This window comes from Pedosphaera parvula Ellin514 (assembly GCF_000172555.1).
Classification (GTDB): domain Bacteria; phylum Verrucomicrobiota; class Verrucomicrobiia; order Limisphaerales; family Pedosphaeraceae; genus Pedosphaera.
The window spans coordinates 24,380-45,649 of the sequence record NZ_ABOX02000039.1; the positions used below are offsets into that span (position 1 = coordinate 24,380).

Below are 21,270 nucleotides of genomic sequence, written 5' to 3' on the forward strand. Positions count from 1 at the left end.
CAAAATCTCTGTTGTCCGACTGGGCAACAGAGATTTTCTTTTTCCTGAATCTGACGAGCGAACCTCAGGCTTCGGAACGGAGAATGGCCAATGGCGGTTGGTTCAATACACCTCGGCTCATGAGGAGTCCTGTGAGCACAGTGAAAGCAGGGACTGAAAGCAGAGCCATTACCAGTGGGATCAATTGTGGGGAGAAGTGGATGTGGAAAACGAAATGCGAGAGCGCCCAGGCGGCGGAGAGTGCGAGCAGGATGCCTGTCAAAGCTCCCAGCAAACCCAGAGAGAAATATTCCATGAAGAGAATGCGGAAGATTTGTCCGCGAGAAGCACCCAGGGTGCGGAGCAGGATGCTTTCCTGAATGCGCTGATAGCGCCCCGTCAACAAGGCGCCAACGAGCACCAAAAGGCCAGTTGCAACCGTAAACATGGCCATGAAGCGGATGACGAAGGAGATTTTGTTCACGATGGAGTTAACCGTTTCGAGGATGAGGCGGAGGTCTATGAGGGAGACATTGGGAAATCGTTTTACAACTTCACGTTGCAATTTAGCAGAGTCGTCAGCAGTCGGAACGCGCGTGACAAGGATATCCATGGCTGGTGCGTCGTCGAGAATGCCCCTCGGAAAGATGACGAAAAAGTTTGGTTGGATACGACGCCATTCCACCTGCCGCAGACTGGCAACACGATTGGTTACGGGAACGCCCTGAATATCGAACACGATTTCGTCGCCGAGTCCGAGATGCAATTCCTTTGCGACTCCTTCTTCAACAGAAATGGGGGTGACTTTTGTATCCGGAGCAACTTGTGGAATCCATTTGCCGGAAATGATCTTTTCACCGTCGCGCAGATGGTCGCTGTAGGTGCTGCGGTATTCGTGACGCAGAGACCATTTGGAGATGCCATTTTGCTTGTTGGCCATCATGGATTCGACCGACTGACCTTTCAGCGAGAGGATGCGCATCGTGATGATGGGTGCTTCATCGAGGATTGGAAAATTCAGAGATTGAACCAGGTTGGTCACGCCTTCACGTTGATCAGCCTGTATGTCAAACAGGATGGTGTTAGCCTGGTCCTTGCCTCCACCCGTCGAGACCAATTGGGTGAGGAGAGATTGTTGAACGAGATAGAGGCTGAGCATGAGGAATGTGCCGAGGCCGAGGGAAAGCAGCAGCAACAGGGTGCGGTTGTTGGGGCGATGGAGATTGGAAAGTCCCTGGCGCCAGGCAAAGGGCAGGGCGGGTGTGAACTTGCGGGTAACAAAAATCAACGCCTTGGCGGTGGCGGTAAGCAAGGCAAAGGCGATCCCGAGTCCGACGGCGAAACCGACTCCGATGCGCCAATTGCGGCTCTGGCTGATGGCAAATGCAACGATGCCAAAGGCCAATAATCCCATTACCAGCCAGCGTAGTGGATCGATCTTACCGGCGTGGGATTGGAAGGAAGCACGGATGGCTTCGAGTGGAGAAACCCGGCGGACGCTGAGCAACGGGAGCAACGCAAAGAGAAGGCAGATGGCAAACCCGATGCCGACGCCGCGAGTGATGGCCAGCCAGGAGGTGTGAAATTGAAACGCAAAGGGAATAAAGTCAGAGAGAATCCTTGGTAGCAGCGACTGAATCAGCACGCCCAACGCGGCACCAAAACAAGCGCCGAACAATCCAAGCGCCATGCCTTGAGCGAGATAAATCGCGAACGTTTGGGCAATGGAGCCGCCCAGACAACGAAGCAAGGCAACGGTGCCGAGCTTCTGTTTTACATGGACGTGGATGGCGCTGGCGACCCCTACGCCGCCAAGCAGCAGCGCAATGAAGCCGACGAGATTGAGGAAATGATAGAGGTTATCCATTGCGCGACCGAGTTCGCGCTTGCGCTTTTCCACGGTGTCCTGACTCAGGCGCAGTTTGTCCAATCGAGGTTTGATGCGGTCGACGAGTTTTGAAACATCCTTTTGCGGAGGGAATTGAAAGAAAACTTTGTAGTTCGCGAGGCTGCCCTGGCGCAATAAATCCGTCTGCGGCAGGTCGCTCATGGAAATGTAGACGCGCGGGGCAATGGTAGAGAAGGCAACGCTTTCACCGGGAACTTTTTTGAGTTCGCCAAGGATTTTAGTGGTGAGTTTCCCGACACGAATGGTATCGCCCACCTTGGCACCGAACTGATTGAGCAGGTTTTCTTCGACCAGCGCACCACCACCTTTACGGAACTCCACAGCCGCTTCTACGGGGACGGTTTCAATATCGCCGTAATAGGGAAACGCGCCACTGAGCGCGCGTAACTGGACGAGGCGGGTGCCTTCACCGCGCACAAAGTAGACCATTGTGGAGAGGGAAATTTCACGCGATTGGTTTCCCCCAAGTTCCTCGAAAAGATCGTCCGCTTCTGCCGGGAATGGCTGACGGGAACTCAATGCGAGGTCCGCGCCAAGCAAAGCTTTGGCCTGCTCCTCAATGGCACGTTCGAGATTACTGCCGAGAGAGCCTATGGCGGTCAAGGCGGCGATTCCAAGAACAATAGAGCAGGAGAAAATGAGCAGGCGTTTGCGACTGGTGCGGCTATCACGCCAGGCCATTTGCCAGGTCCAGGCAGAGAAGAGATGCTGCAGGAAGCCTCTTTGCTTCCGGACATGCTGGTTCGTTGAGGAGGGTTCAGTCATTGCCGATGGTGGGCTCATCGCTGACCACGACACCGGCTTTCAAACGGATGATGCGCTGGGCGCGGTTGGCCAGTTCGAGGTCATGCGTGACGAGGACGAGAGTGGTGCCGGAGTTGGCATTGAGGGCGAACAGGTTTTGGATCACCATTTGGCCGGTTTCAGCGTCGAGATTACCCGTCGGTTCGTCGGCGAAAAGTATCTTGGGTTTGTTGATGAATGCGCGGGCCAGGGCGACACGTTGTTGTTCGCCACCGGAGAGTTGAGTTGGATAATGGGTAAGGCGTTCACCCAGGCCGACGCGGCGGAGGAGTTCGACGGCTTCGTCGCGGACATTTCTTTGGCCGCGCAGTTCCAGTGGAACCATGACATTTTCGAGAGCGGTTAGTGTCGGGATGAGTTGGAAACTTTGGAAAACGAAACCGACGACTTCGTTGCGGACGCGGGCGCGTCCGTCTTCGTCGAGTTTGCTCAACTGCGTGCCGTCGAGGAGCACTTCGCCATCAGAAGGGCGGTCGAGACCGGCGCATAGACCGAGCAGCGTGGTTTTGCCACTACCGGAAGGGCCAAGAATGGCGCAGGTGGAACCGCGAGGGATGGAGAAATTGATGTCTTTGACGACCGTCAGCGTGCCGTTTCCTTCGGGATAACTTTTGGTTATATGCTGAACATCCAATATGGCGCTCGAACTCACTGGCTTGTTATTCCATGAGAGGGGCGTCACGTCAAACAATGGTCATGTATTTTATACAAAACGGACTGCTGGCAAGATTCAAGGATTGGAGCTTATATTGGGGTTATGATTTTTTGGGAACGGGCATTGAGACGGAGCGCTTATCAGTTTCAACTGTGGGTTATGGCGGTCGTGCTTGCGGTTATTGGGCTGGCCGACGTGAAGGCTGCCAACGCTGCCGAGAAGGGCGCGGGCTCAACAGACAAAAAGACCATCATGATTCTGGGAGACAGTCTGGCGGCTGGGGCAGGCGTGGACCCGAGTGAAGCTTTTCCGGCGTTGTTGCAGAAAAAAGTCGATGAAGCTGGCTTGAATTACACGGTGGTCAATGCAGGCGTGAGCGGGGACACAACGGCGGGCGGGTTGCGCAGGATGGATTGGTTGTTGAAACGGAAAGTGGATGTGCTGGTGTTGGAATTAGGTGGCAACGATGGCCTGCGAGGGATTCCCGTCGCAGCGACGAGGACCAATCTTCAAACCATTATCGAAAAGGCGAAGAAGAAATATCCTGATGTGAAAATTATCGTGGCCGGGATGCAGATGCCGCCGAATATGGGAGAGGAATATAACAAGGCTTATCGAGAGACTTTTCCGGAAGTGGCAAAGGCGAACCATGCGGAGTTGATTCCATTTTTGCTGGAAGGAGTGGGAGGCAATCCAGAATTAAATCAGGCGGACCATATTCATCCGAATGTGGAGGGGCACAAGATTGTGGCGGAAAATGTGTGGAAGGTGTTAAGGCCGGTGTTGGAGAAGTGATGAACATGGCACCTGAAAGGTGAACGACAACACCTGGCAGATTGTCACAAGGCTACGATAGCATTATTGCTCCCCGGTATGGATTTGTAGGAAGTTTGCGGGGATGTGGTCAGCGAGCCAGACGCCGTTGGCGGAGACGAAGAATTGATGGCCTGAGCGATGCATCTGTCCGGCGAGAACGCGAAAAACGAGCGGTCGACCATGGCGTTGGCCGACGCTGATGGCGGTGGAGAGCTCGGTGGAGAGGTGGACGTGATGACGGTTGCCTTTGATCAAGCCATCCTGCTGAATGGAGGCGAGAAAACGATCGGCTGTGCCATGATATAAAATTTCAGGAGGCACGCTGGGTTCGTATTGCAATTCCACTTCGACGGAATGCCCCTGATTCGCGCGGATGCGTTTGCCGTCCTCACTGAAGGCGAAGCGCTTTTTGTCGTTGGTGGCGACTACCTGATTGAGTTCATCGCGGGAGAAAGGGAATTGATGGGCAGTGCACGCGCGCAGAAGTTCATCGACATCCACCCAACCGGCGGAATCGAGTTGGATGCCGATTCTCCCGGGTTCATGTCGCAGCACGAGGCTGAGGAATTTACTAATTTTAACGGTTCGGCTACTCATAGGAATTAATAGGGTGGTGCAAGGCGACGGAAGCCGTGATCCAGAACGATACCAAGAAAGAAAAAGTTTCTCGGGACTAATGCCGGCCAGAAGTAAGGGACGGGTTTGGAAATGATTCCTGATGCTTTTTGATCAGCAAGCCGTATGGCAACTCGTTCCAAGAAGGCAAGCGATCTAGGCCATTCCAAAACTCCTTTTCGCCAGGCGAGTGGAATCTCTTTGGCTCCAACAGTTGATCCCAAAAGTGCGCCGGTAATTGCACCGACGGTGTCGGTATCGCCACCGCAGGCGATGACTGCCTTGAGGCCGGCTTCGAAATTGCCGTAATGACGCAGCCACGTGAAGATGGCCATGGGAACGGTGTGATAAACGTAGCCGGTGACGCCTTTGTTGAGGTTCAGTTTGAGGGCAAATTCACTGACAGAGAGGCCTGCGTGGTAGGCGGCATCCATTTTCTTTAGCAGGGCAGTCCATTCGGGATCATTGGACTCCTCCACGAGAAATCTCAAAACACCGGTTGGATCATTCGGATGTTGCATGTCCCACGCAACGACCTGGGCGATGGCCAGAGCGCCGATCTCAGCACGGGGATCGGTGTGGGTTAATCGAGTGCAGGCGGATACGTAAGTGCGAAGCAGTTCAGGACGGTCATGAAAATAAGCGCCAAGAATTGCGGTGCGCATGGCCGGGCCATTGCCAGCCGAGAAAACTCCACTGCGATTTGATGGAAAGCCGAGCCAAAGATTGATGATGGAGCGGAGGGTTGCCAGGCCAATGCCTGCGGGAATGCCCAACAGCCAGAAACGAAGTTTCCAGGCGAGACTGCGTTGAAATCCGGCGGGATTCTCCGGGTGAGAGAGCAACGCTTGAGCGACGAAAAGAGTATGTTCAGTATCGTCGCTGATCATTCCATGATTGAAAATGAAATGATGGGCAAGGTCGCCCTGCCAACGTCGCTGTATGCGCTCCGGCGACAAGCCTTCTGAGGGAAGACCCAAAACATCGCCAACGGCAGTTCCGATGAGAACGTCAGTCAGATGACTTTGGATATGGAGAGACATTAAGAACCCTTTTTTGTTTCACAGAGATCGGCGAATTCGTGATAGAGGCAGTCGAGATCACCTTTACGAGCGAGGATTTTGATCCAGTCTTCGCGGATGGCCCTCGAACCGTAGAAAACTCCGGCGAGACCGCCAGCGACGCAGCCTGTCGTATCGGTATCACCGCCGAGGTTCACCGCTTTTAGGACTGTTTCTGCAAAGGAGTTCGAAGTGAGCAGTGACCAAATGCTGGCTTCCAAGGTGTGCAGGACGTAGCCACTGGAAACAATGTCATCGCTATTTTTGACGTGGATATTTCCGCTAATCAGGCGTGAGAAGCGAGGTAGCTGCGCGGCGAACAGTGGCTCTTTTTGATAATGTGAATTGAACTCCTCGACAGTTTGCAGATAAGCATCGAGAGGCGTAAAGCCCTTCAAAAGTTTTGCAACCAACATACAATAGAATCCGCAGGCCATTTGGGAGCGCGGATGTCCGTGAGTAATGGCGGATGCCCGATGAACATGGTCCAGCAGGAGATCAACTGGTTCTGATGCGAATAATAATGCCAATGGCAGAATGCGCATCAGCGAGCCATTGCCGTTACTATGTTCGTCCCTGCTGCCTGCTTCCTCCGCTTTGGTGCCTTTGGCGACCCGCGAGAGAGCGTCCATGGTTGTCAAACCTATATCAAAGACGTCACCCCACGGAGTCCAGCGATTCTGCTGAAGCCAATCGACGAAACGCTGGCCCATATCGTCAGTATTGAAGCCGTAGAGAAGACTTTCGATGGCGCAGAGAGTCAGAGAGGTGTCGTCGGACCAGGTTCCGGCTGGTTGATGATGCGAGCCGTGGCCGCGCATGCCGGTGATGGGATCGCTGCTGAGAACAAAGCGATTTTTAAATTCGACCGGAACACCCAGAGCATCACCCACAGATGCGCCCCAAAGGCCGCCGAGAATGCGATCACGTGTCGAGAGCGGTTTCATTTCAGTTCGATCCTCCTGGCGAATAAGTAAACCAGTTCGAGAGCGTACGAACCTATCCCGAACACAAACAGAAGTGTGGTCAGGAAAAGATTTAAAAAGGTGGGCAGACTCTGCTGACAATGAAAAGCAATGCTGGCCGCAATCACGAAAGCGGCCAGAAACATTGCTATCATGAAAAGAAAGCAGACGAGAGAAATCGTTCCTGAAAGGGTTCCTACTTCAAAATCGCGAGCTCCAGAACGTGCGATGCTGCCGGCCAGCCAAAGGTAAACTGAAGTTAAAATGCCCAGAAGCGTCCAGTAACCTGCCACGAATGCCACAGAAAGGTTTACCATCGACAAGGTCAGAAAAATCAGGCCGAGGTATTGATATAGAGAGGCATAGAAACGAAACCCAGCAGCTATGATGCTTCGTTCTTCAGAGCGATTTATTTTCAGCAAATTGGGTTTTTGGTGCAGAGCCAGAAGGCCTTTCCACCACAGTTCCATGATTCCACGTGCGCGAAAAGCAGTACGGACTTCGGGCGAAGCACAAACGACGTTGGCAAACAAGCGAATCCTGGATTTCATGGCACTTCTCCTCTCAGGTATTCAGGGAGGCGAGGATTTAGGCGGGCTGCAAATATACCGTGGTAGCGAGGGGTTTTCATTTCCGCAAGGATGACGATGATAGTAACAGGGATTTGAGTAAGCAGGACCGTGTTCCATTCCAGTTTGTCCAATAAACTACAGGTGACCACGTTGACGATAAACAAACCTGCCCAGGCCAGCTCGAAACGTGGACGTACGCGGAACACGTTGCAGAAAAGGAAAAAGTGACAGGCGACAATCGGAAGAATCCATGCATGTGGACTGCCAGCCAACTTCAAGAGAGACGTCACAGCAATAAAAACCAAAATTATTCCCGCATCGGTTGCTGAGAAACGAAAGCCAAACGTGCGGACCTTTGGTTGAGTGGCGGTGCTAGACATGGAAGTGAACCTTCGTGATTTGGTTTGTGTCGTTGAGCCAGACGGTGAGATCGCCAAAAGAAGTGCTGAAGTTACGAGTGCGAAGATCGCGGCAGAGCAGGCGTTTACCTGTGCCTTCGGTGGCCACGTCCACCACGTGGTAAGCAGGGGACAGTTCCTGCATCATCTTAAATTCAGGCAATTGAGCCAGCATAGACTTGAAGGTGGCATCGTGAATGGGAACAGAGGGCTTCGGCTGAGTCGCACCCGTGAACGCGTTCAAATGGAATAACGATGCTTGGACTCCTTCAATTTTCGCTCCCAGAAACTTCCATGGAATGAACGCGGAGGGTAACAGAGAAATTGTTCCAGCAGGCGCAAGGCGACCGGCACGATTTCTCAAGGCGCCTTTGACCAGCCAATAAACAATGAGGAAGATGCCACAAGCCAATGAGGCACGGTAGTTCTCGAGCTGTCCTTGATTCCAGTTCCATAGGATGACGGCTGTTGTGAGCAAGGTGACAATGAGGACAGTGGCATCAATGAAAAAGACCCATTCGAGGCAGAAGCGTCGGTGGGAAAATGGCTTCAATAACGCGATGCCCAGGGTGTTGCTGTAGTCCAGGAGAATGTGGCCGAGCATGCCAACGAATATGCCCATCCCTAGTTGCACTCCGTTCCAACCGACGGAAGCAGAGCAAACTGCCAGGATTGCACTCAGTCCGAGTGCGAGGGGCATGGAATGAGTCCACGTTTGATGCCACTTAAGGAAGGCGCGCTTGCCGAAAACACGACTGAATGTATCCAGGTCCGGCAGCACAGAACCAAGGACGATTCCACCCGCCAGCTCCGGGCTATTCGCAGCAAAGGGACTTGCTGCGATAAAGCCGATGGCCGCATGGGTGAGGATGTCCATAGAACATTACATCGTTGGTTGGTGGGCGAAATAAAGGCCGGCGTAAACTTTGGGATCTATCATGAGACCTTGAGCGGCTTTTTGATTGAGCCAGGCTGGGACGTCTTTCAATGGAACCTGGTGAACGGTAATGTTTTCATGTTCATCGCCGCCGCCGGAGTTAACGCAACGGAGATGGGTGGCGAGCATGAAGGTGACGATTTCGGTGGCAAGACCTGCGGAGGGTGGGCCGGTGGTGAGGAAGGTCATGTTTTTGGCTTCGTAGCCCGTTTCCTCGAGCAACTCGCGATGGGCGGCAGTGGCAAGTGCTTCCTGTTCGTGTCCGGCTAAATCACCGGCGATGCCCGCAGGCAGTTCGATGACATTGGCATTGACTGGCAACCGGAATTGTTCGGTGAGGAGCAGGTTGCCTTCCGGAGTGATGGCGACAATAACAACGGCACCACTGCCTTTAACGCGGTCGGCGAATTCCCAATGGCCGATGCGGAAGAGCCGGACGTGTTTGCCTTCGTACAGAAGTTCCCTTTTTGCATCATCCATAAGATCTATTTTTTCTTTGGTGGATTGAGCACGACGCTGGTTTTGGTGATCTCGACACCGGCTTTGCGCATTTCTTCGATGGCGCTTTTGGAATCAGTTTCGTTGACTCCACGGCAGGCGTCTTCGATGAGGTGAGTTTTGAAGCCGAGGGCGACGGCGTCGAGGGCAGTGGCTTTGACGCAGTAATCGGTTGCCAGGCCGAGGATGTAGACTTCCTTGACCTTTTTCTCTTTGAGATATTCACCGAGGCCGGTGGAACGTTGATGGTCGTTGTCGAAAAAGCCGCTATGGCTGTCAATTTCCACATCGACGCCCTTTTTGAAAACCTTATTGACCTTGTTCATCATGAGCCCGGTGGTGATTTCAGCGCCGCGGGTGTTTTGAACGCAATGCACAGGCCAGAGTTTTTGCTGACGCTTTTTAAGTACCACAGTTTCACCTGGTGTTCTGCCCGGATGATTAACGGCAAAGCTGCTGTGATTGATTGGGTGCCAGTCCTGCGTGGCCAGAATGAGCTTGAACGAGCTTTGGAGTTTGTTCGCCAAGGGGAGAACTGTGTCCCCATGGGGGACAGCCAGAGCGCCGCCGGGGAGGAAATCATTTTGTAAGTCGACTAGAATAAGTGCTTTCATAATTATTTTTTAAATTCGTAAGTTGAGTCAGACTCAACATGGTATGTCCGTCCAAAGTCTGGTTTTTTGCTGCATGGCGCGGAACTTCTCGATGGCCAATGACAGTTCATGGTAGGCGACGGTATCCCTGATATCATTGAGATAAAGGTTGCGCCGGGCCACGTTTTCCAATCGAAAACTCCAATAAAGACCCATGAGAGGATTGATAAACAGCGTCGATCCCGCGGTGCGCTTCGTCGAATGAAAATCTCCAAAATTTCCATTGATGGCGGAAATGATGCTGCTGTTTACGATGCTGGGTTGGCGCGGCATGCGGGCGGAAACGAACTCGCACGCTTCCTCATATAACCCGAACTCCTCCATTTCGCGGGTGACACTCCATGTTCCAAGATACCCACCTTCGGCTATGAGTGCCGCAACATTTTCCAAAAAGTGAGCATGACAAATGCCGTGAAAAAAATCGATGCCAAAGCCGAGGCATACAAGCAGCTTGCGTTCGGGACCCTCGACGCAGTGCGCTGCCGACAGGCTAGCCATGTCTTCCTCAGGGGTGCCCAAGCTGGCTTCGTCGCCACGCATCAGGCTGTCTGTGCCCCCGTCTGTCAAAATCAACGTATCGGGACGAAGCGTCTGAACAAGCCAGTTGTAAGCTTCTTGAACCGGGCGGGCACCTGCCTGGCTGATGGCATAGATTGGTGTTTCGCCGAACCGATTAGAAAGCCACTGCGAGAGGTAGACTTCAGGGAAGTAACTCGCAGGACCGGAGGTTCCAGGGGTCACCTTAAGCAGAGACGGGATCGGACGTTCGCCCTCACAAAAATCGATCCTGGAGAAAGACAGATTGGCCAAATGAACCGTTTTACCCGCTTTCCGCAGTGCGAAATAAAGTGGAAGGCCGGAGAAAATATCAAAGCCTCCGCCAGCCCCAACGATTAAAACGTTTTGGGCTTTCTCGATCTCGTTGAAAAAGGCGAGTTTCATTATTGCCAACAGTTCAAGTTATTCAATGTGGTCAGCGATTCGCGAAGACCTCTGCAAACGCAGAATAAGTGGCGCGATTTTCAGATTTGTCATAAATCGCGAACACTACTTCGTCGAAGCAGCCGGCGAACTTACCACCTTTGTCAAGATAAGCAGCAAAACATTGCGCCACCATGCGCGGATCGTTGCGGAAAACTCCACAACCCCATGCTCCAAGGATGAGGCGTTTCACGCGTTTGCCGGCAGCGACTGAGAGAACCATGGCGGCACGTCGGGCAAGAGTTGGTTCGACGAGGGGCAGGCTTTGGGGCTCATTGTCGGCAAGGGCTCCACGATTGGGGGCTGGTGCTGTGATAACCGACGCAAAGACAGGCTTCTCCAGAAGCTGTCCGGCGTCGTCGCGGAAAAATGGAACATCCGGCGAATAAATCAGCAGGTCGAGATAAAGCGTCGAACGGTTGGCCCGGTTGCGTTCGTAATAAGCGGGTTGTGACAGGAGACAGTGATAAAGAGCCGAGGAGCGGGCCAGGCATTCCTCCTGCGCCTGGGCGCCGGTGAGGAAGCCGCCACCGGGGTTTTTTGCTGAGGCAAAATTGAGGCAGGCGATTGGACCGTCCGGTTGGGCAGCGAGACGGGCACTGGCTTCGAAGGTCGTTTCAGGAGTGACTTCGATTTTGGTTTGCGCGAGGGCAGGGGAAATGGAAACGGTTGCCGAGACCTCGTTTTCATGGAGTGTGGTGCCCGCGAGGGCGTGTTTGATGGCGTCGGCGAGCTCGACCTTTCTGCCACTCGGAGCGGTGTAGTGACCGGCTTCGAGGATGGAGACGGTTTGCTGAGCGATAGTGCTTCTGATTGTGCGGCTCATAACAAAAATTACTTTTTATAGTTCAAAATTAAATCCGCGCTTCTTCAATTGGTCGTAACGCTTTTGATCGAAGCGATGGAGACGGGCCGCGCGGTGGGCGACGTCTTGTTCGATTTCATCCAGTTCGACGAGCAGGCCCATGCCCTGGATTTTTTTGCGAAAGTTGCGTTTATCGAGTTTTTGCTCGAGCACAGTTTCATAGAGGTGTTGCAGTTGAGATAAGGTGAATTTGGGCGGCAACAATTCAAAACCGATGGGCTGATAGCGAACCTTTCCCTGGAGTCGCTGCAGGGCGGCGGCAAGGATTTTATCGTGGTCGAAAGCGAGTTTCGGAATATCCGAGACACCAAACCAGGCGGCGTTGCGGGCGTCGGTAGTCGCCTTGATGCGGTATTCGCCCAGTTTGACGAGGGCGTAATAGGCGACGCTTACAACACGTTCGCGGGGATCGCGTTGGAGATCGCCAAAGGTGTAAAGCTGTTCGAGGTAAACCTTGCCGATGCCCGTTTCTTCTTCCAATTCACGGCGGGCGGCTTCGTCGAGGGTTTCATCCACACGGACGAATCCGCCGGGGAGAGCCCATTTGCCTTCGAAGGGCGGAAGGTCGCGTTGAATGAGCATGACCTTGAGTTCGCCTTCGTCGAAGCCGAAGACAACGCAATCGACCGTGAGGGCCGCTCGAGGATATTCGTAGGTGAATGGCATAGCATTTAATCCAAATTCGTTGAAGAATGATAGTGTAATATAAACACTAAGGCAAGGGAAATGTTCAAAGCTGGTTTGGAATGGAGGATGGAAAGTTCCAGCCAGGGCAGCGAAAAGGGCTCTGTTTGAAGCGAAATATCGCATCCAGATAAGAAGGAGAGTGATTAAAACTGACAATCAGAGCGTCCTGATGTAATTAATGGATTGTTCACCGAGAATTATGAAAACGACTGTAATAAAAAGTTATCTCTGGGCTTTGTTGGCAGTTCTTTTGCAATCAGGTCTTGTGGCTGGAGCAGCTGACTTCGTGGTTTATGAAGGGAAGTCGGGGCCGGGAGTTGGGAAACACATTGTGTTTCTGAGTGGAGACGAGGAATACCGTTCCGAAGAGGGATTGCCGCAGTTGGCTAAAATCCTTGCGGTTCGCGAGGGATTTAAATGCACAGTGTTATTTGCGATCAACCCGAAGGACGGAACGATTGATCCGACGAATACAAAGAGCCTGCCGGGAGCTGAGGCATTGGATTCCGCAGATGCGGTTGTGATGCTGTTGCGGTTTCGCCAATGGCCTGACGCACAAATGAAGCATTTCGTGGATGCGTATTTGGCGGGCAAGCCTATTATTGCACTACGGACGAGCACCCACGCATTTTCTTACGACAAGGATTCGACGAGCCCCTACGCGAAATATACCTGGAACGGTTCGGCTTGGCCGGGCGGATTTGGAAAGCAGGTTTTGGGCGAGACCTGGGTGGCGCATCATGGGGCACATAAAAAGGAAGCGACCCGTGGAATTATCGAGGACTCAGTCAAGGAGGACGTGATCTTACGCGGAGTTTCGGATATTTTTGGAACTACGGATGTTTACACTGCGAACCCACCCGCAGATGCGAGGATACTGGTACGCGGACAGGTGTTGACCGGCATGAACCCAACGGATGGGCCGGTTCAGGGCAAAAAGAATGAACCAATGCAGCCAGTGGTTTGGACGAGGCTTCACAAGAATGAAGCAGGGAAGACGAACAAGATTCTCTGCACCACGATGGGCGCAGCAACTGATTTGCAGAATGAAGGATTAAGGCGCCTGCTGGTGAACGCGGTGTTTTGGGGATTGGGCATGGAGGTGCCGACGAAGGCTGAAGTGAGTTTGGTGGGAGATTATCAGCCAACCATGTATGGCTTTGGTGAGTTTAAGAAGGATGTGAAACCAGCCTCCCTAGAGCTTAAGAACGATTTGCCTAAACCGTGATTCATAATCAGGAATTGCGGCTGGGATATCTAATTCAGCTGCTATACAGACCGGTCATAAAAAGGAATCCGCCAGTCTGGCAATGCTCTGAATGGTGCGAATGATCAGCGGGCGTTCACGCCATTGTTCCAGATTGACCGGTTCACTGTTTGCAATGTAACCCTCCTGAATGGCGCGGATTTCATTCACGATTTCGGCGCCATAGAAAAGGATGTTAACTTCTGCATTCAGTGCAAATGATCGGATATCGATGTTGGTTGAGCCAATGAGCACAATTTCATCATCGATAGTGAAGTGCTTGGCGTGGAGAAAGCGGGGCTTGTAGAGATGGATTTTTACACCCGCTTCCAGAAGTTCATCATAGTAGGAGCGCTGGGCAAGTTGTGTGATCAATTGGTTGGCATGCTTGGATAGAACGAGATGCACATCCACTCCACGAAGAACAGTCGATCGGATGGCCTGCAGAAAGGGTTCGTCTGGCACGAAGTAAGGAGTGGTTATGACCACGCGCTGGCGGGCTGCGTAGAGCATGGCGATCATGAGTTCCTGGCCGTTCTCGTGCTTGTAACCTGGGCCGCTGGGAACTACTTGTGCAATTGCGCCTTCAGCAGGAGAATGATCTGGAAAGATATCGGGGTGCTCGAGCCTGGTGCCCGTTTCAAAATATTGGTCTGCCAGAAAGACGGCTTGCAATTGAATCACTACGGGACCAATTATCCGGGCCATCAACTCTTCATTCGGAAAGCCTTTTACGAAATTGGGAAGAACGATGTTTTGCGAGCCGGTGTAGCCTATCCTGCCATCGATCACCGCGATTTTACGGTGATTGCGAAGGTCAAAGCGGGCGCTATTACGGCGGAATAAGTGAAACGGAAGCATGGCTTGCACTTCGATACCCTCGAGTCGCATGCGTGGAGCGAGATGAGTAATGGCATGTTTGGAACCAACCGCATCAAGGAGGACCCGGCATTTCACCCCGCGCTTTACTGCACGAGCAAGAGCCTTCGCGACGAGTTGTCCCCACTCATCATTTCCGTATATATAATAAAGCAAGTGGACATGATTCCTGGCCTGATCAATGTCATCGATGAGTCTTTGAATGCCGGGTGCATATTCCGTGAGCAATTCAATTTTATTGCCTCCGAACGGCTCGAAGTCGCCCAGGCGGCTTGCGAGATTCACGATCGGTTCGAGATTCGGTGGGAGCATGGGGGTTGCCAGCGTGCGCACGCCCATCTGAGACTGTGCCTCTCGAATGAAGCGGGAGGCTCGCTCCTGGCGCTCAAGCCTGTTTTTCGGGAGATAAATTCTGCCAAAGAGTAGATAGGCGACCAAGCCGGGCCAGGGGAGCAGGAAAATAAGAAGCAACCAGGTTCTGGATGCGGCGGCGCTCCGTCGTTGTGGAACATAGACCAGCATTACCAATCGGATGGTCCATTCGCTTAATAAATAAATTAAACTCCAGTTAACCAAGTTTTGCTTTCTGACGAGCGGAAGGGTGGCCACACCCAATGACCGTCATGCAGGAATCTACTCACTTCCTGCGGCTTTTGAAATTTGATCTTTTGGAATCGAGAATGAAAACATTGCACCCTTATCCAGAGTGCCTTCTGCCCAAGTCCGTCCACCATGTCGTGAAATGATCCGCTTAACTGTGGCAAGGCCGATCCCTGTGCCTTCAAATTCGTCCGGATGATGGAGCTTTTGAAATACACCGAAAAGCTTGTTTACATATTGCATGTCAAAGCCGACGCCATTGTCCTTTATTTCGATAAGGTGTTCCGACCGGGTGGAGGAATACTGAATCGTGATGTGTGCTTCTGAACGCGGACGAGTATATTTGATGGCATTTGACAAAAGTTTTACAAAAACCAGACGGATCATGGAAGAATCAGCCTGGACCGTTGGAAAGTTTTCATCAATGCACCAGACGATGGAGCGTTTGGCGTAAGAATCGGACAGACTGTCCTTTACCTCCCTGAGCGAGCGGCCTAGATCCACTGTTTCAATGCGCAATTCCGCACCTGACATATTGGAGTAGGACAACAGGTCATCAACCAAGGCACCCATGTGGTGCACTGCATTATTGATGAACTTAAGGTAGCGCGCATTCTTTGCATCCTGGGAGACCGACGCCTGTTTGCTGAGAAGATCGACAAAGCCGCTAATGTGGCGAATCGGAGCTCTCAGATCATGAGACACGCTATACGAAAAAGCTTCAAGTTCCTCGTTCGCGGATTCGAGTTTGGCCGTGCGACTCTTGAGATATTCATTAAGGTTTGTAACTTCCTGCCTGGCCAATTCCCTTCGTTTTATTTCATAACGCAAAAAGTAAAAAGATAACAGAAGCAGGACAAAACCTGTGATCGTACCCGCACGTGAGAACTCGAGTGCAGTAGTGGCATCCGTGTGGGATATTTCAGTGCGGCCTTTCAAGAGGTGTGCCTCTTCTGATTTCATTTCAGTAACCAGAGACCGGATTTTATCCATCACCTGCCTACCTTCTTCAGCGGCAACAGCAGCCGCTGCCAGTTCAAATCCCTGCGACGATCGAATTTTGATGATCTGTTCGATGTTGGTGAGCTTTGAATTAATGAGAGGATCCATTTTGTCCATCCTCCCTTGTTGTTGAAGATTATCTTGAGTCAGCGTCCGAAGTCGACTGGCTTCGTGTTTGATCTGGCGCAGAGCGGAATGATAAGGCTCCAGAAGCTCCTGGTTTCCCGTAATTACATAACCACGCTCGCCCACTTCTGCTTCGTCCAGTTCAGAGAGGAGCGAGCCCAATGTTTCCAGTACTTCCCGCGTATGTGCAACCCGCTCAGTTGTATGAATCAGGTTATTGGTCGTGCGGAAGGTTACGACGCCAATGGATGCGAAAATGACCAGTGCCAGTGTGAAACTACCAGCTACAAACTTATTAAAAGGGGAACTCACAGATAACTTCGTTCAATTCAGGGACCACAGTCTGATTTGCGGCTGTGGTGCACTGAGTAATTTTCATCCAACCCGAGTATATGAACACAGGACAAAAGCGCAATGAAAGGCTTTTAACGAAATCAGCTCGACTCGTTGTGACCCACAATCAAGTCATGAGGCAGGCCGAGGTATCAGGTTAGTTCAATCCGAATCTGAATCGGGTCGCCTGAAACAGATAGCAGGTTCGATAAGGTACGGTCTCCATGCCTTTTGAAATGGAGAGATATTTTGGAATGTCCCACGGAGAGGTTTGATATGGTAAGTTCATCCAGAAAGTCGGGAAGCACAGGATTCCGTACGTGCAAAACATTTGCCGGTGCCTCGGCTTTGATCCCGAGCATGGTTTGCATGAACAGAAACATTGCACCTGAGGCCCATGCCTGGGGAGAGCAGCTGACCGGATACCAAACAGGATGCGTGGCCTGAGTCCGAGACATCCCACAGAATAACTCGGGCAGGCGTTGTGATTCGCCATGGATTGCAGCATCATACATTCCGCGAACCACGGGCACTGCCGCATGGGAAAACCCATACCGCGTCAGGCCTGCTATAATTATTGAGTTATCATGTGGCCAAACTGAACCATTATGATAACTCATGGGATTATATACACGGTGGGAGGAACTTAGGGTGCGAATACCCCAGCCGGAGAACATATCAGGACTGAGCAGGTGTTTGACGACCTTTCCCGCCTGCTCCGCATCCGGTACCCCGCTCCAAAGCAGATGACCGGCATTTGATGTAATAGTTGGCACAATTTGCTTTTTGCCGTCGAGGGCAAGAGCAAACATGCCAAGGTTTTCAATCCAAAAAGCTTGAATGATCTTCTCACGTAGATCCTCAGCTTTCTTCTTGAGGCCTCTGAAGAGCGGCTCGTTTCCGAGCGCGGAATAGAGTTCAGCAGTCCGCCTTAGGGCATCGTAGGCATAACCCTGGACTTCCACCAGGGCGATGGGAGGCTGTGGCAGCGTGGCATCGGGAAAGGGCACGCCATCGCCGGAGTCTTTCCAACCTTGATTGTTCAAACCTTTTCTGGAGGTGCCGCTGTATTCGATCAGACCATCCCCATCCATGTCGCCATAACGGTCCATCCATTCCAGTGCTCGCTCAGCATTCGGCATCAGCTCACGGACCAGGTGGAGATCTCCAGTCCACTGCCAGGTTTCGTGCAGAAGTATCAACCACAGTGGCGTTGCATCAATCGTCCCATAATAAGGAACGTGGGGAATCTCGCCGCTTCGGGCCAGTTCGCCACGCCTCAGTTCGTGCATGATCTTTCCCGGTTGTTCTTCCGTGAAGGAATCTTCGCGCCTGCCCTGGTACCGCGCGAGGAACCTAAGGGTATCAACACCGATTTGCGGATTCAGTGAGAGTGTTTGAATCGAAGTGATGCAGGCGTCACGTCCAAATGGTGCTGAGTACCATGGGAATGCCTGCGGAAACAATCTTTTCTTTATCATCATGAACATAAAGTGCACGCAGATCGTCGGTGGCCCGATTCAGAATGCATTCAAACTCGTTCTGGTTGGTATGAAAATGGGTGCAGGCGGCAGACCATTTAGCATACTGCTCATCCATGCTCGTATGCAATTCCTCCACGCCATATCCGGTCCAGACATGTTGATCATTGTTTTCCCTGCCAGCCTGGATTTCCCATTCGATCTGGAAGTTGCCCTTGGGTGGCAGGGCCAGTTTCCAACGAGCTCCTTTGGCATGCAACTCAGTGGGAGGTTCATGAAATTTAATCGCGCTCATCATCAGGCTGTTGTCGCTTCCACAGTAGGGAAAGCGGATGGAAGAATGATTGATCTGAGGAGCGTAAAATTGTCCAATGCGTTCCCGTTTCCATCCTCTGACTTCAAAGATATCCGAAAAGTCAGCAGCAAGGGACAATTCCATCCAGTAGTCAATTGCCCTGGGCAGATAGTTAGATAGGGTGATCCGCTCAATCATTGATTCTGAGATCAATAATTCACGTTGGATATGGATGCAGTTTTTTGGATCCCAACTATTTCCTCCGAACTCAGCGTCGGTAATGGCGAGATCAAACTGTCCCCTATAGCCATGGGACACCTGAACCGAGAGGAGTGCTGGTGTCCCACCTCGCAATTTCAATTCATAATGGCTGAGAACGCGGGTATCCTCGTAATAGAGCCCCAGAGGAGATTGCTGACATGGAGCGATGATATTACCGTGGTGGTCGGTGATAAGAAAATAGCGGTCATGTTTTAACACCACCGTATTCTCAGTGGAAGTTTGAGCGGCACATTCAAGCGCGCGATGCCCTACAGCCTCTTCCATGCCAATGGGAATCAGCGGGGCTTCAGCGAATTCAACGCTCATACGACAATAAGGATAGATTCGCTCTTTGAGCGCAAGGTTGTCTGGCGCGAGCTGAAATCACCCGTTCATATAGAGCGGAGTAATTAGTGACCAGGCGCGTCCGGCTGAATCGTTCCGTGGCGCGTTCACGGCAGCGTCGCCTGTCAAATGAGTCCAGCAATCCACCCTTTTTGATGGTTTCAGCCATCTCCTCAACCGAAGCGACAAGGTAGCCGGTAACACCTGCTTCCACCAATTCGGGCGCGCTTCCGCGAGGATAGGCTACAACCGGACATCCCGAAAGCATGGCTTCGATCAGGACCAGGCCGAACGGTTCCTCCCATTCCAATGGAGCGAGCAATGCTCTCGCATCGCGCAGCAGGGGTACCTTTTGACTGGTTCCGACACATCCGATGCATTTTACGTGCGGCAGGTTGAGTCTGGGTTTGAGCAGCTTTCCAGCGAATTCCGCGCTGTCAGGATGCACTTCACCTGCCACATGAATTGTGAGATGGGCTTTACCCGCGGCGTCGATTGCCGTGTGTGGTCCTTTATCCTTGGAGAAGCGCCCAATAAAGCAGACATAATCCCTGGGTACATCAACGCATTCAAAACGGGAAGGATCCAGTCCGTGATGAATCACATCACAATGTGGAAGAGGGGTTTCCAAACTCTTTTGGTTCTGTGAAATCGTCACGTAATGAACCTCCGGGAAATTCAAATAATATTCCGAAAGCTCCTGCTCCTGTTCATGGTGAATGGTATAGATCATTGGGAGCTCCGGAACCAGGCGGTTCATGGCCAAAGCCGAGGGTGAATGGGTATGAATGGCATCGAACTTGCCGGAATTGATTTGGGAAAACGACCAGGTGACATGGTTCAAATCAACAATCGGATGCGGCGGCCACTTGGATTTCTTATAGAGATAACAAAGAGCAGCTCTGGTGTTGGAATCACCTGTGGCGAAGAGGGTCACCTCATGTCCTTGATCCACGAGCCCCTCCACCAATTCAAATATGACCAGTTCCGTTCCGCCATAGCCCTTGGGAGGAACCGCCAGAAACGGGGTTGAAATCATTGCAATACGCATGGTCTAAATCCCGCCTTCCTTTGATCACATTGTGTTGTTTTCAACACAGAACTATATCACGCCTGTTTGGCAGAGGAAAGTCGCCGCCGTCGTTTTGGGTAGGTTCCCCCAGTGCGCATATTTTAAAGACGCCTTAATCTTAATTTACAAATCATGGCATCGGTTTTTAGCTCACCAGCAAGGATAAATCATTTCATAAGGAGCATATGTCCGAAAACATTTCAGATTCCATCATCCTTATAACCGGAGCCTCCAGCGGCATCGGCAGAGCAACCGCCCTCGCAATTGCAAGGAAACACGGAACCGTGGTGCTGGCCTCCAGGCAGGAAAAGGCCTTGCGCGAAGTTGCGGAGGAATGTGAGCGGATGGGAGGGCGGGCTTTGGTTGTCACGGCAGATGTAACCGATGAAAGTCAGGTGCAAGCGCTGGCACATCAGGCAATTGAAACTTATGGGAGAATCAATGTCTGGGTGAACAATGCAGGTGTGGCTTTATACTCCAAATTCGAGGAGTCTCCACCAGATGCCTTTCGGCGGGTGATCGAGACGAATCTGTTTGGATGCGTTCATGGTGCCAGGGCGGCCCTGCCTCATTTTCGAAAACAGGGACGGGGAGTTCTTATTAACATTTCTTCCGCGTTTGGAAAGTCCGGCGCACCATACGTTACAGCCTATGCAACCAGCAAGTTTGCCATCAACGGGTTTTCGGAAAGTTTACGAATGGAGTTGCAAAATGATCCGCATATACATGTTTGCACTGTGCTGCCAGCAACCATGGACACACCAATATTTCAACATGCCGCCAATTTTACCGGACGTTTTGTAGAAGCACTTCCTCCGGTCTACAAGCCGGAACAGGTTGCGGAAGCCATTCTTGGTTGTATCGTAAATCCAAAGCGGGAAGTGCTTGTGGGACGTTCCGCCAGGCACCTGGTTTTGCTCCGCAAATTTTCAACGGAGCTTTCGGAGCGCCTCGTGGCTGCAAAAGTTGAGAGGAAGCATTTCCTGGACAAACCTGTCGCTCATTCGCAAGGCAACCTGTTCGCGCCGATGCCGGAATATAATTCTGTACATGGAGGTTGGCTGGACACTGATCACAAGGCCAGGAATATAATTACTGCGGCGGCGGCAGTATTTCTTGCGGGTGCCGGCTTTGCATTTTACAAATACCGTAAGCAAAAGCATTCCTCAATAGCGGAGGTGCGGGATCGGCTAACGAAAGCGACCGCCTGATCAGGTGCGTTTGAACGACGATCA

General features: G+C 52.0%; 20 protein-coding genes. 3 read left to right on the top strand and 17 right to left on the bottom strand.

From position 1 onward, the window contains the following. Window positions 1-64: 64 nt before the first annotated feature. Window positions 65-2,653, bottom strand: coding sequence for an ABC transporter permease (locus tag CFLAV_RS23210; RefSeq protein WP_007417288.1), 2,589 nt, complete (start codon window positions 2,651-2,653; stop codon window positions 65-67). Beyond that, complete coding sequence (locus CFLAV_RS23215; RefSeq protein ID WP_202796948.1) at window positions 2,646-3,344, bottom strand: ABC transporter ATP-binding protein; 699 nt, start codon at window positions 3,342-3,344, stop codon at window positions 2,646-2,648. The genes CFLAV_RS23210 and CFLAV_RS23215 overlap by 8 nt, the downstream gene beginning before the upstream one ends. A 105-nt stretch (window positions 3,345-3,449) precedes the next feature. Between CFLAV_RS23215 and CFLAV_RS23220 the strand changes: the two genes are divergently transcribed. Then, window positions 3,450-4,142 carry an arylesterase gene (locus CFLAV_RS23220; RefSeq protein ID WP_007417290.1) on the top strand — a complete coding sequence of 231 codons (693 nt, stop codon included), beginning with the start codon at window positions 3,450-3,452 and terminating at the stop codon, window positions 4,140-4,142. Between the two features lie 63 nt (window positions 4,143-4,205). Here the strand turns inward: CFLAV_RS23220 and CFLAV_RS23225 are convergent, their stop codons facing one another. The 10 genes from CFLAV_RS23225 to CFLAV_RS23275 all read right to left on the bottom strand — a co-directional run bounded on the left by CFLAV_RS23225 (window position 4,206) and on the right by CFLAV_RS23275 (window position 12,374). Next, window positions 4,206-4,760: an RNA 2'-phosphotransferase gene (locus CFLAV_RS23225; protein ID WP_007417291.1), complete on the bottom strand. Its 555-nt coding sequence runs from the start codon at window positions 4,758-4,760 to the stop codon at window positions 4,206-4,208. A 5-nt stretch (window positions 4,761-4,765) separates the two neighbouring features. Next, window positions 4,766-5,821: an ADP-ribosylglycohydrolase family protein gene (locus CFLAV_RS23230; protein WP_007417292.1), complete on the bottom strand. Its 1,056-nt coding sequence runs from the start codon at window positions 5,819-5,821 to the stop codon at window positions 4,766-4,768. After that, window positions 5,821-6,786 (bottom strand): ADP-ribosylglycohydrolase family protein, encoded by a 966-nt coding sequence (locus tag CFLAV_RS23235; protein ID WP_007417293.1) that lies wholly within the window; start codon window positions 6,784-6,786, stop codon window positions 5,821-5,823. The genes CFLAV_RS23230 and CFLAV_RS23235 overlap by 1 nt, the downstream gene beginning before the upstream one ends. Then, a complete protein-coding gene (locus CFLAV_RS23240) occupies window positions 6,783-7,355 on the bottom strand; it encodes a hypothetical protein (RefSeq protein ID WP_007417294.1) in 573 nt (190 codons plus the stop codon). Before CFLAV_RS23240 ends, CFLAV_RS23235 begins: the two co-directional genes overlap by 4 nt. Before the next feature lie 393 nt (window positions 7,356-7,748). Further along, entirely contained in the window at window positions 7,749-8,651 is a 903-nt protein-coding gene (locus CFLAV_RS23250; protein WP_007417296.1) for a metal-dependent hydrolase, read from the bottom strand. A 6-nt stretch (window positions 8,652-8,657) separates the two neighbouring features. After that, on the bottom strand, window positions 8,658-9,191 hold the full coding sequence (locus tag CFLAV_RS23255) for an NUDIX hydrolase (RefSeq protein WP_007417297.1): 534 nt from the start codon (window positions 9,189-9,191) through the stop codon (window positions 8,658-8,660). 5 nt (window positions 9,192-9,196) lie between these two features. Further along, a complete protein-coding gene (pncA, locus tag CFLAV_RS23260) occupies window positions 9,197-9,823 on the bottom strand; it encodes a bifunctional nicotinamidase/pyrazinamidase (protein ID WP_007417298.1) in 627 nt (208 codons plus the stop codon). Window positions 9,824-9,856: 33 nt separating this feature from the next. Then, a complete protein-coding gene (locus CFLAV_RS23265; protein ID WP_007417299.1) occupies window positions 9,857-10,804 on the bottom strand; it encodes a DUF1152 domain-containing protein in 948 nt (315 codons plus the stop codon). Between the two features lie 31 nt (window positions 10,805-10,835). After that, window positions 10,836-11,669 carry a TIGR02452 family protein gene (locus tag CFLAV_RS23270; RefSeq protein WP_007417300.1) on the bottom strand — a complete coding sequence of 278 codons (834 nt, stop codon included), beginning with the start codon at window positions 11,667-11,669 and terminating at the stop codon, window positions 10,836-10,838. A 15-nt stretch (window positions 11,670-11,684) separates the two neighbouring features. Beyond that, window positions 11,685-12,374: an NUDIX hydrolase gene (locus tag CFLAV_RS23275; protein WP_040549873.1), complete on the bottom strand. Its 690-nt coding sequence runs from the start codon at window positions 12,372-12,374 to the stop codon at window positions 11,685-11,687. Between the two features lie 220 nt (window positions 12,375-12,594). Here CFLAV_RS23275 and CFLAV_RS23280 point away from each other — a divergent pair, with 220 nt between their 5' ends. Further along, window positions 12,595-13,623 (top strand): ThuA domain-containing protein, encoded by a 1,029-nt coding sequence (locus CFLAV_RS23280; RefSeq protein WP_007417302.1) that lies wholly within the window; start codon window positions 12,595-12,597, stop codon window positions 13,621-13,623. Window positions 13,624-13,677: 54 nt separating this feature from the next. Here CFLAV_RS23280 and cls read toward each other — a convergent pair whose 3' ends face one another. The 5 genes from cls to CFLAV_RS23300 form a co-directional block, all read right to left on the bottom strand. After that, a complete protein-coding gene (cls, locus tag CFLAV_RS23285; RefSeq protein ID WP_007417303.1) occupies window positions 13,678-15,042 on the bottom strand; it encodes a cardiolipin synthase in 1,365 nt (454 codons plus the stop codon). Between the two features lie 111 nt (window positions 15,043-15,153). Then, window positions 15,154-16,560 (bottom strand): sensor histidine kinase, encoded by a 1,407-nt coding sequence (locus CFLAV_RS23290; protein ID WP_007417304.1) that lies wholly within the window; start codon window positions 16,558-16,560, stop codon window positions 15,154-15,156. A gap of 173 nt (window positions 16,561-16,733) precedes the next feature. Next, the gene (locus CFLAV_RS32925) at window positions 16,734-18,065 is read right to left on the bottom strand and encodes an amylo-alpha-1,6-glucosidase (protein WP_160164645.1); all 1,332 of its coding nucleotides are present in this window, start codon (window positions 18,063-18,065) and stop codon (window positions 16,734-16,736) included. After that, window positions 18,001-18,945, bottom strand: coding sequence for a glycogen debranching N-terminal domain-containing protein (locus CFLAV_RS32930; RefSeq protein ID WP_007417306.1), 945 nt, complete (start codon window positions 18,943-18,945; stop codon window positions 18,001-18,003). The genes CFLAV_RS32925 and CFLAV_RS32930 overlap by 65 nt, the downstream gene beginning before the upstream one ends. Further along, entirely contained in the window at window positions 18,935-20,002 is a 1,068-nt protein-coding gene (locus tag CFLAV_RS23300; RefSeq protein ID WP_050785926.1) for a glycosyltransferase family 4 protein, read from the bottom strand. Before CFLAV_RS23300 ends, CFLAV_RS32930 begins: the two co-directional genes overlap by 11 nt. 218 nt (window positions 20,003-20,220) lie before the next feature. Between CFLAV_RS23300 and CFLAV_RS23305 the strand changes: the two genes are divergently transcribed. After that, window positions 20,221-21,246 carry an SDR family oxidoreductase gene (locus CFLAV_RS23305; RefSeq protein WP_007417308.1) on the top strand — a complete coding sequence of 342 codons (1,026 nt, stop codon included), beginning with the start codon at window positions 20,221-20,223 and terminating at the stop codon, window positions 21,244-21,246. The last annotated feature ends 24 nt before the right edge of the window (window positions 21,247-21,270 follow it).

What these genes read in the sequence shown, in the direction of transcription:
- CFLAV_RS32925 (WP_160164645.1), bottom strand. Translation starts at nt 18,065, where the DNA reads ATGATGATAAAGAAAAGATTGTTTCCGCAGGCATTCCCATGGTACTCA.
- CFLAV_RS23230 (WP_007417292.1), bottom strand. Translation starts at nt 5,821, where the DNA reads ATGTCTCTCCATATCCAAAGTCATCTGACTGACGTTCTCATCGGAACT.
- CFLAV_RS23275 (WP_040549873.1), bottom strand. Translation starts at nt 12,374, where the DNA reads ATGCCATTCACCTACGAATATCCTCGAGCGGCCCTCACGGTCGATTGC.
- CFLAV_RS23225 (WP_007417291.1), bottom strand. Translation starts at nt 4,760, where the DNA reads ATGAGTAGCCGAACCGTTAAAATTAGTAAATTCCTCAGCCTCGTGCTG.
- CFLAV_RS23300 (WP_050785926.1), bottom strand. Translation starts at nt 20,002, where the DNA reads ATGATTTCAACCCCGTTTCTGGCGGTTCCTCCCAAGGGCTATGGCGGA.
- cls (WP_007417303.1), bottom strand. Translation starts at nt 15,042, where the DNA reads ATGCTGGTCTATGTTCCACAACGACGGAGCGCCGCCGCATCCAGAACC.
- pncA (WP_007417298.1), bottom strand. Translation starts at nt 9,823, where the DNA reads ATGAAAGCACTTATTCTAGTCGACTTACAAAATGATTTCCTCCCCGGC.
- CFLAV_RS23265 (WP_007417299.1), bottom strand. Translation starts at nt 10,804, where the DNA reads ATGAAACTCGCCTTTTTCAACGAGATCGAGAAAGCCCAAAACGTTTTA.
- CFLAV_RS23250 (WP_007417296.1), bottom strand. Translation starts at nt 8,651, where the DNA reads ATGGACATCCTCACCCATGCGGCCATCGGCTTTATCGCAGCAAGTCCC.
- CFLAV_RS23280 (WP_007417302.1), top strand. Translation starts at nt 12,595, where the DNA reads ATGAAAACGACTGTAATAAAAAGTTATCTCTGGGCTTTGTTGGCAGTT.
- CFLAV_RS23270 (WP_007417300.1), bottom strand. Translation starts at nt 11,669, where the DNA reads ATGAGCCGCACAATCAGAAGCACTATCGCTCAGCAAACCGTCTCCATC.
- CFLAV_RS23210 (WP_007417288.1), bottom strand. Translation starts at nt 2,653, where the DNA reads ATGACTGAACCCTCCTCAACGAACCAGCATGTCCGGAAGCAAAGAGGC.
- CFLAV_RS23235 (WP_007417293.1), bottom strand. Translation starts at nt 6,786, where the DNA reads ATGAAACCGCTCTCGACACGTGATCGCATTCTCGGCGGCCTTTGGGGC.
- CFLAV_RS23240 (WP_007417294.1), bottom strand. Translation starts at nt 7,355, where the DNA reads ATGAAATCCAGGATTCGCTTGTTTGCCAACGTCGTTTGTGCTTCGCCC.
- CFLAV_RS32930 (WP_007417306.1), bottom strand. Translation starts at nt 18,945, where the DNA reads ATGAGCGTTGAATTCGCTGAAGCCCCGCTGATTCCCATTGGCATGGAA.
- CFLAV_RS23305 (WP_007417308.1), top strand. Translation starts at nt 20,221, where the DNA reads ATGTCCGAAAACATTTCAGATTCCATCATCCTTATAACCGGAGCCTCC.
- CFLAV_RS23255 (WP_007417297.1), bottom strand. Translation starts at nt 9,191, where the DNA reads ATGGATGATGCAAAAAGGGAACTTCTGTACGAAGGCAAACACGTCCGG.
- CFLAV_RS23220 (WP_007417290.1), top strand. Translation starts at nt 3,450, where the DNA reads ATGATTTTTTGGGAACGGGCATTGAGACGGAGCGCTTATCAGTTTCAA.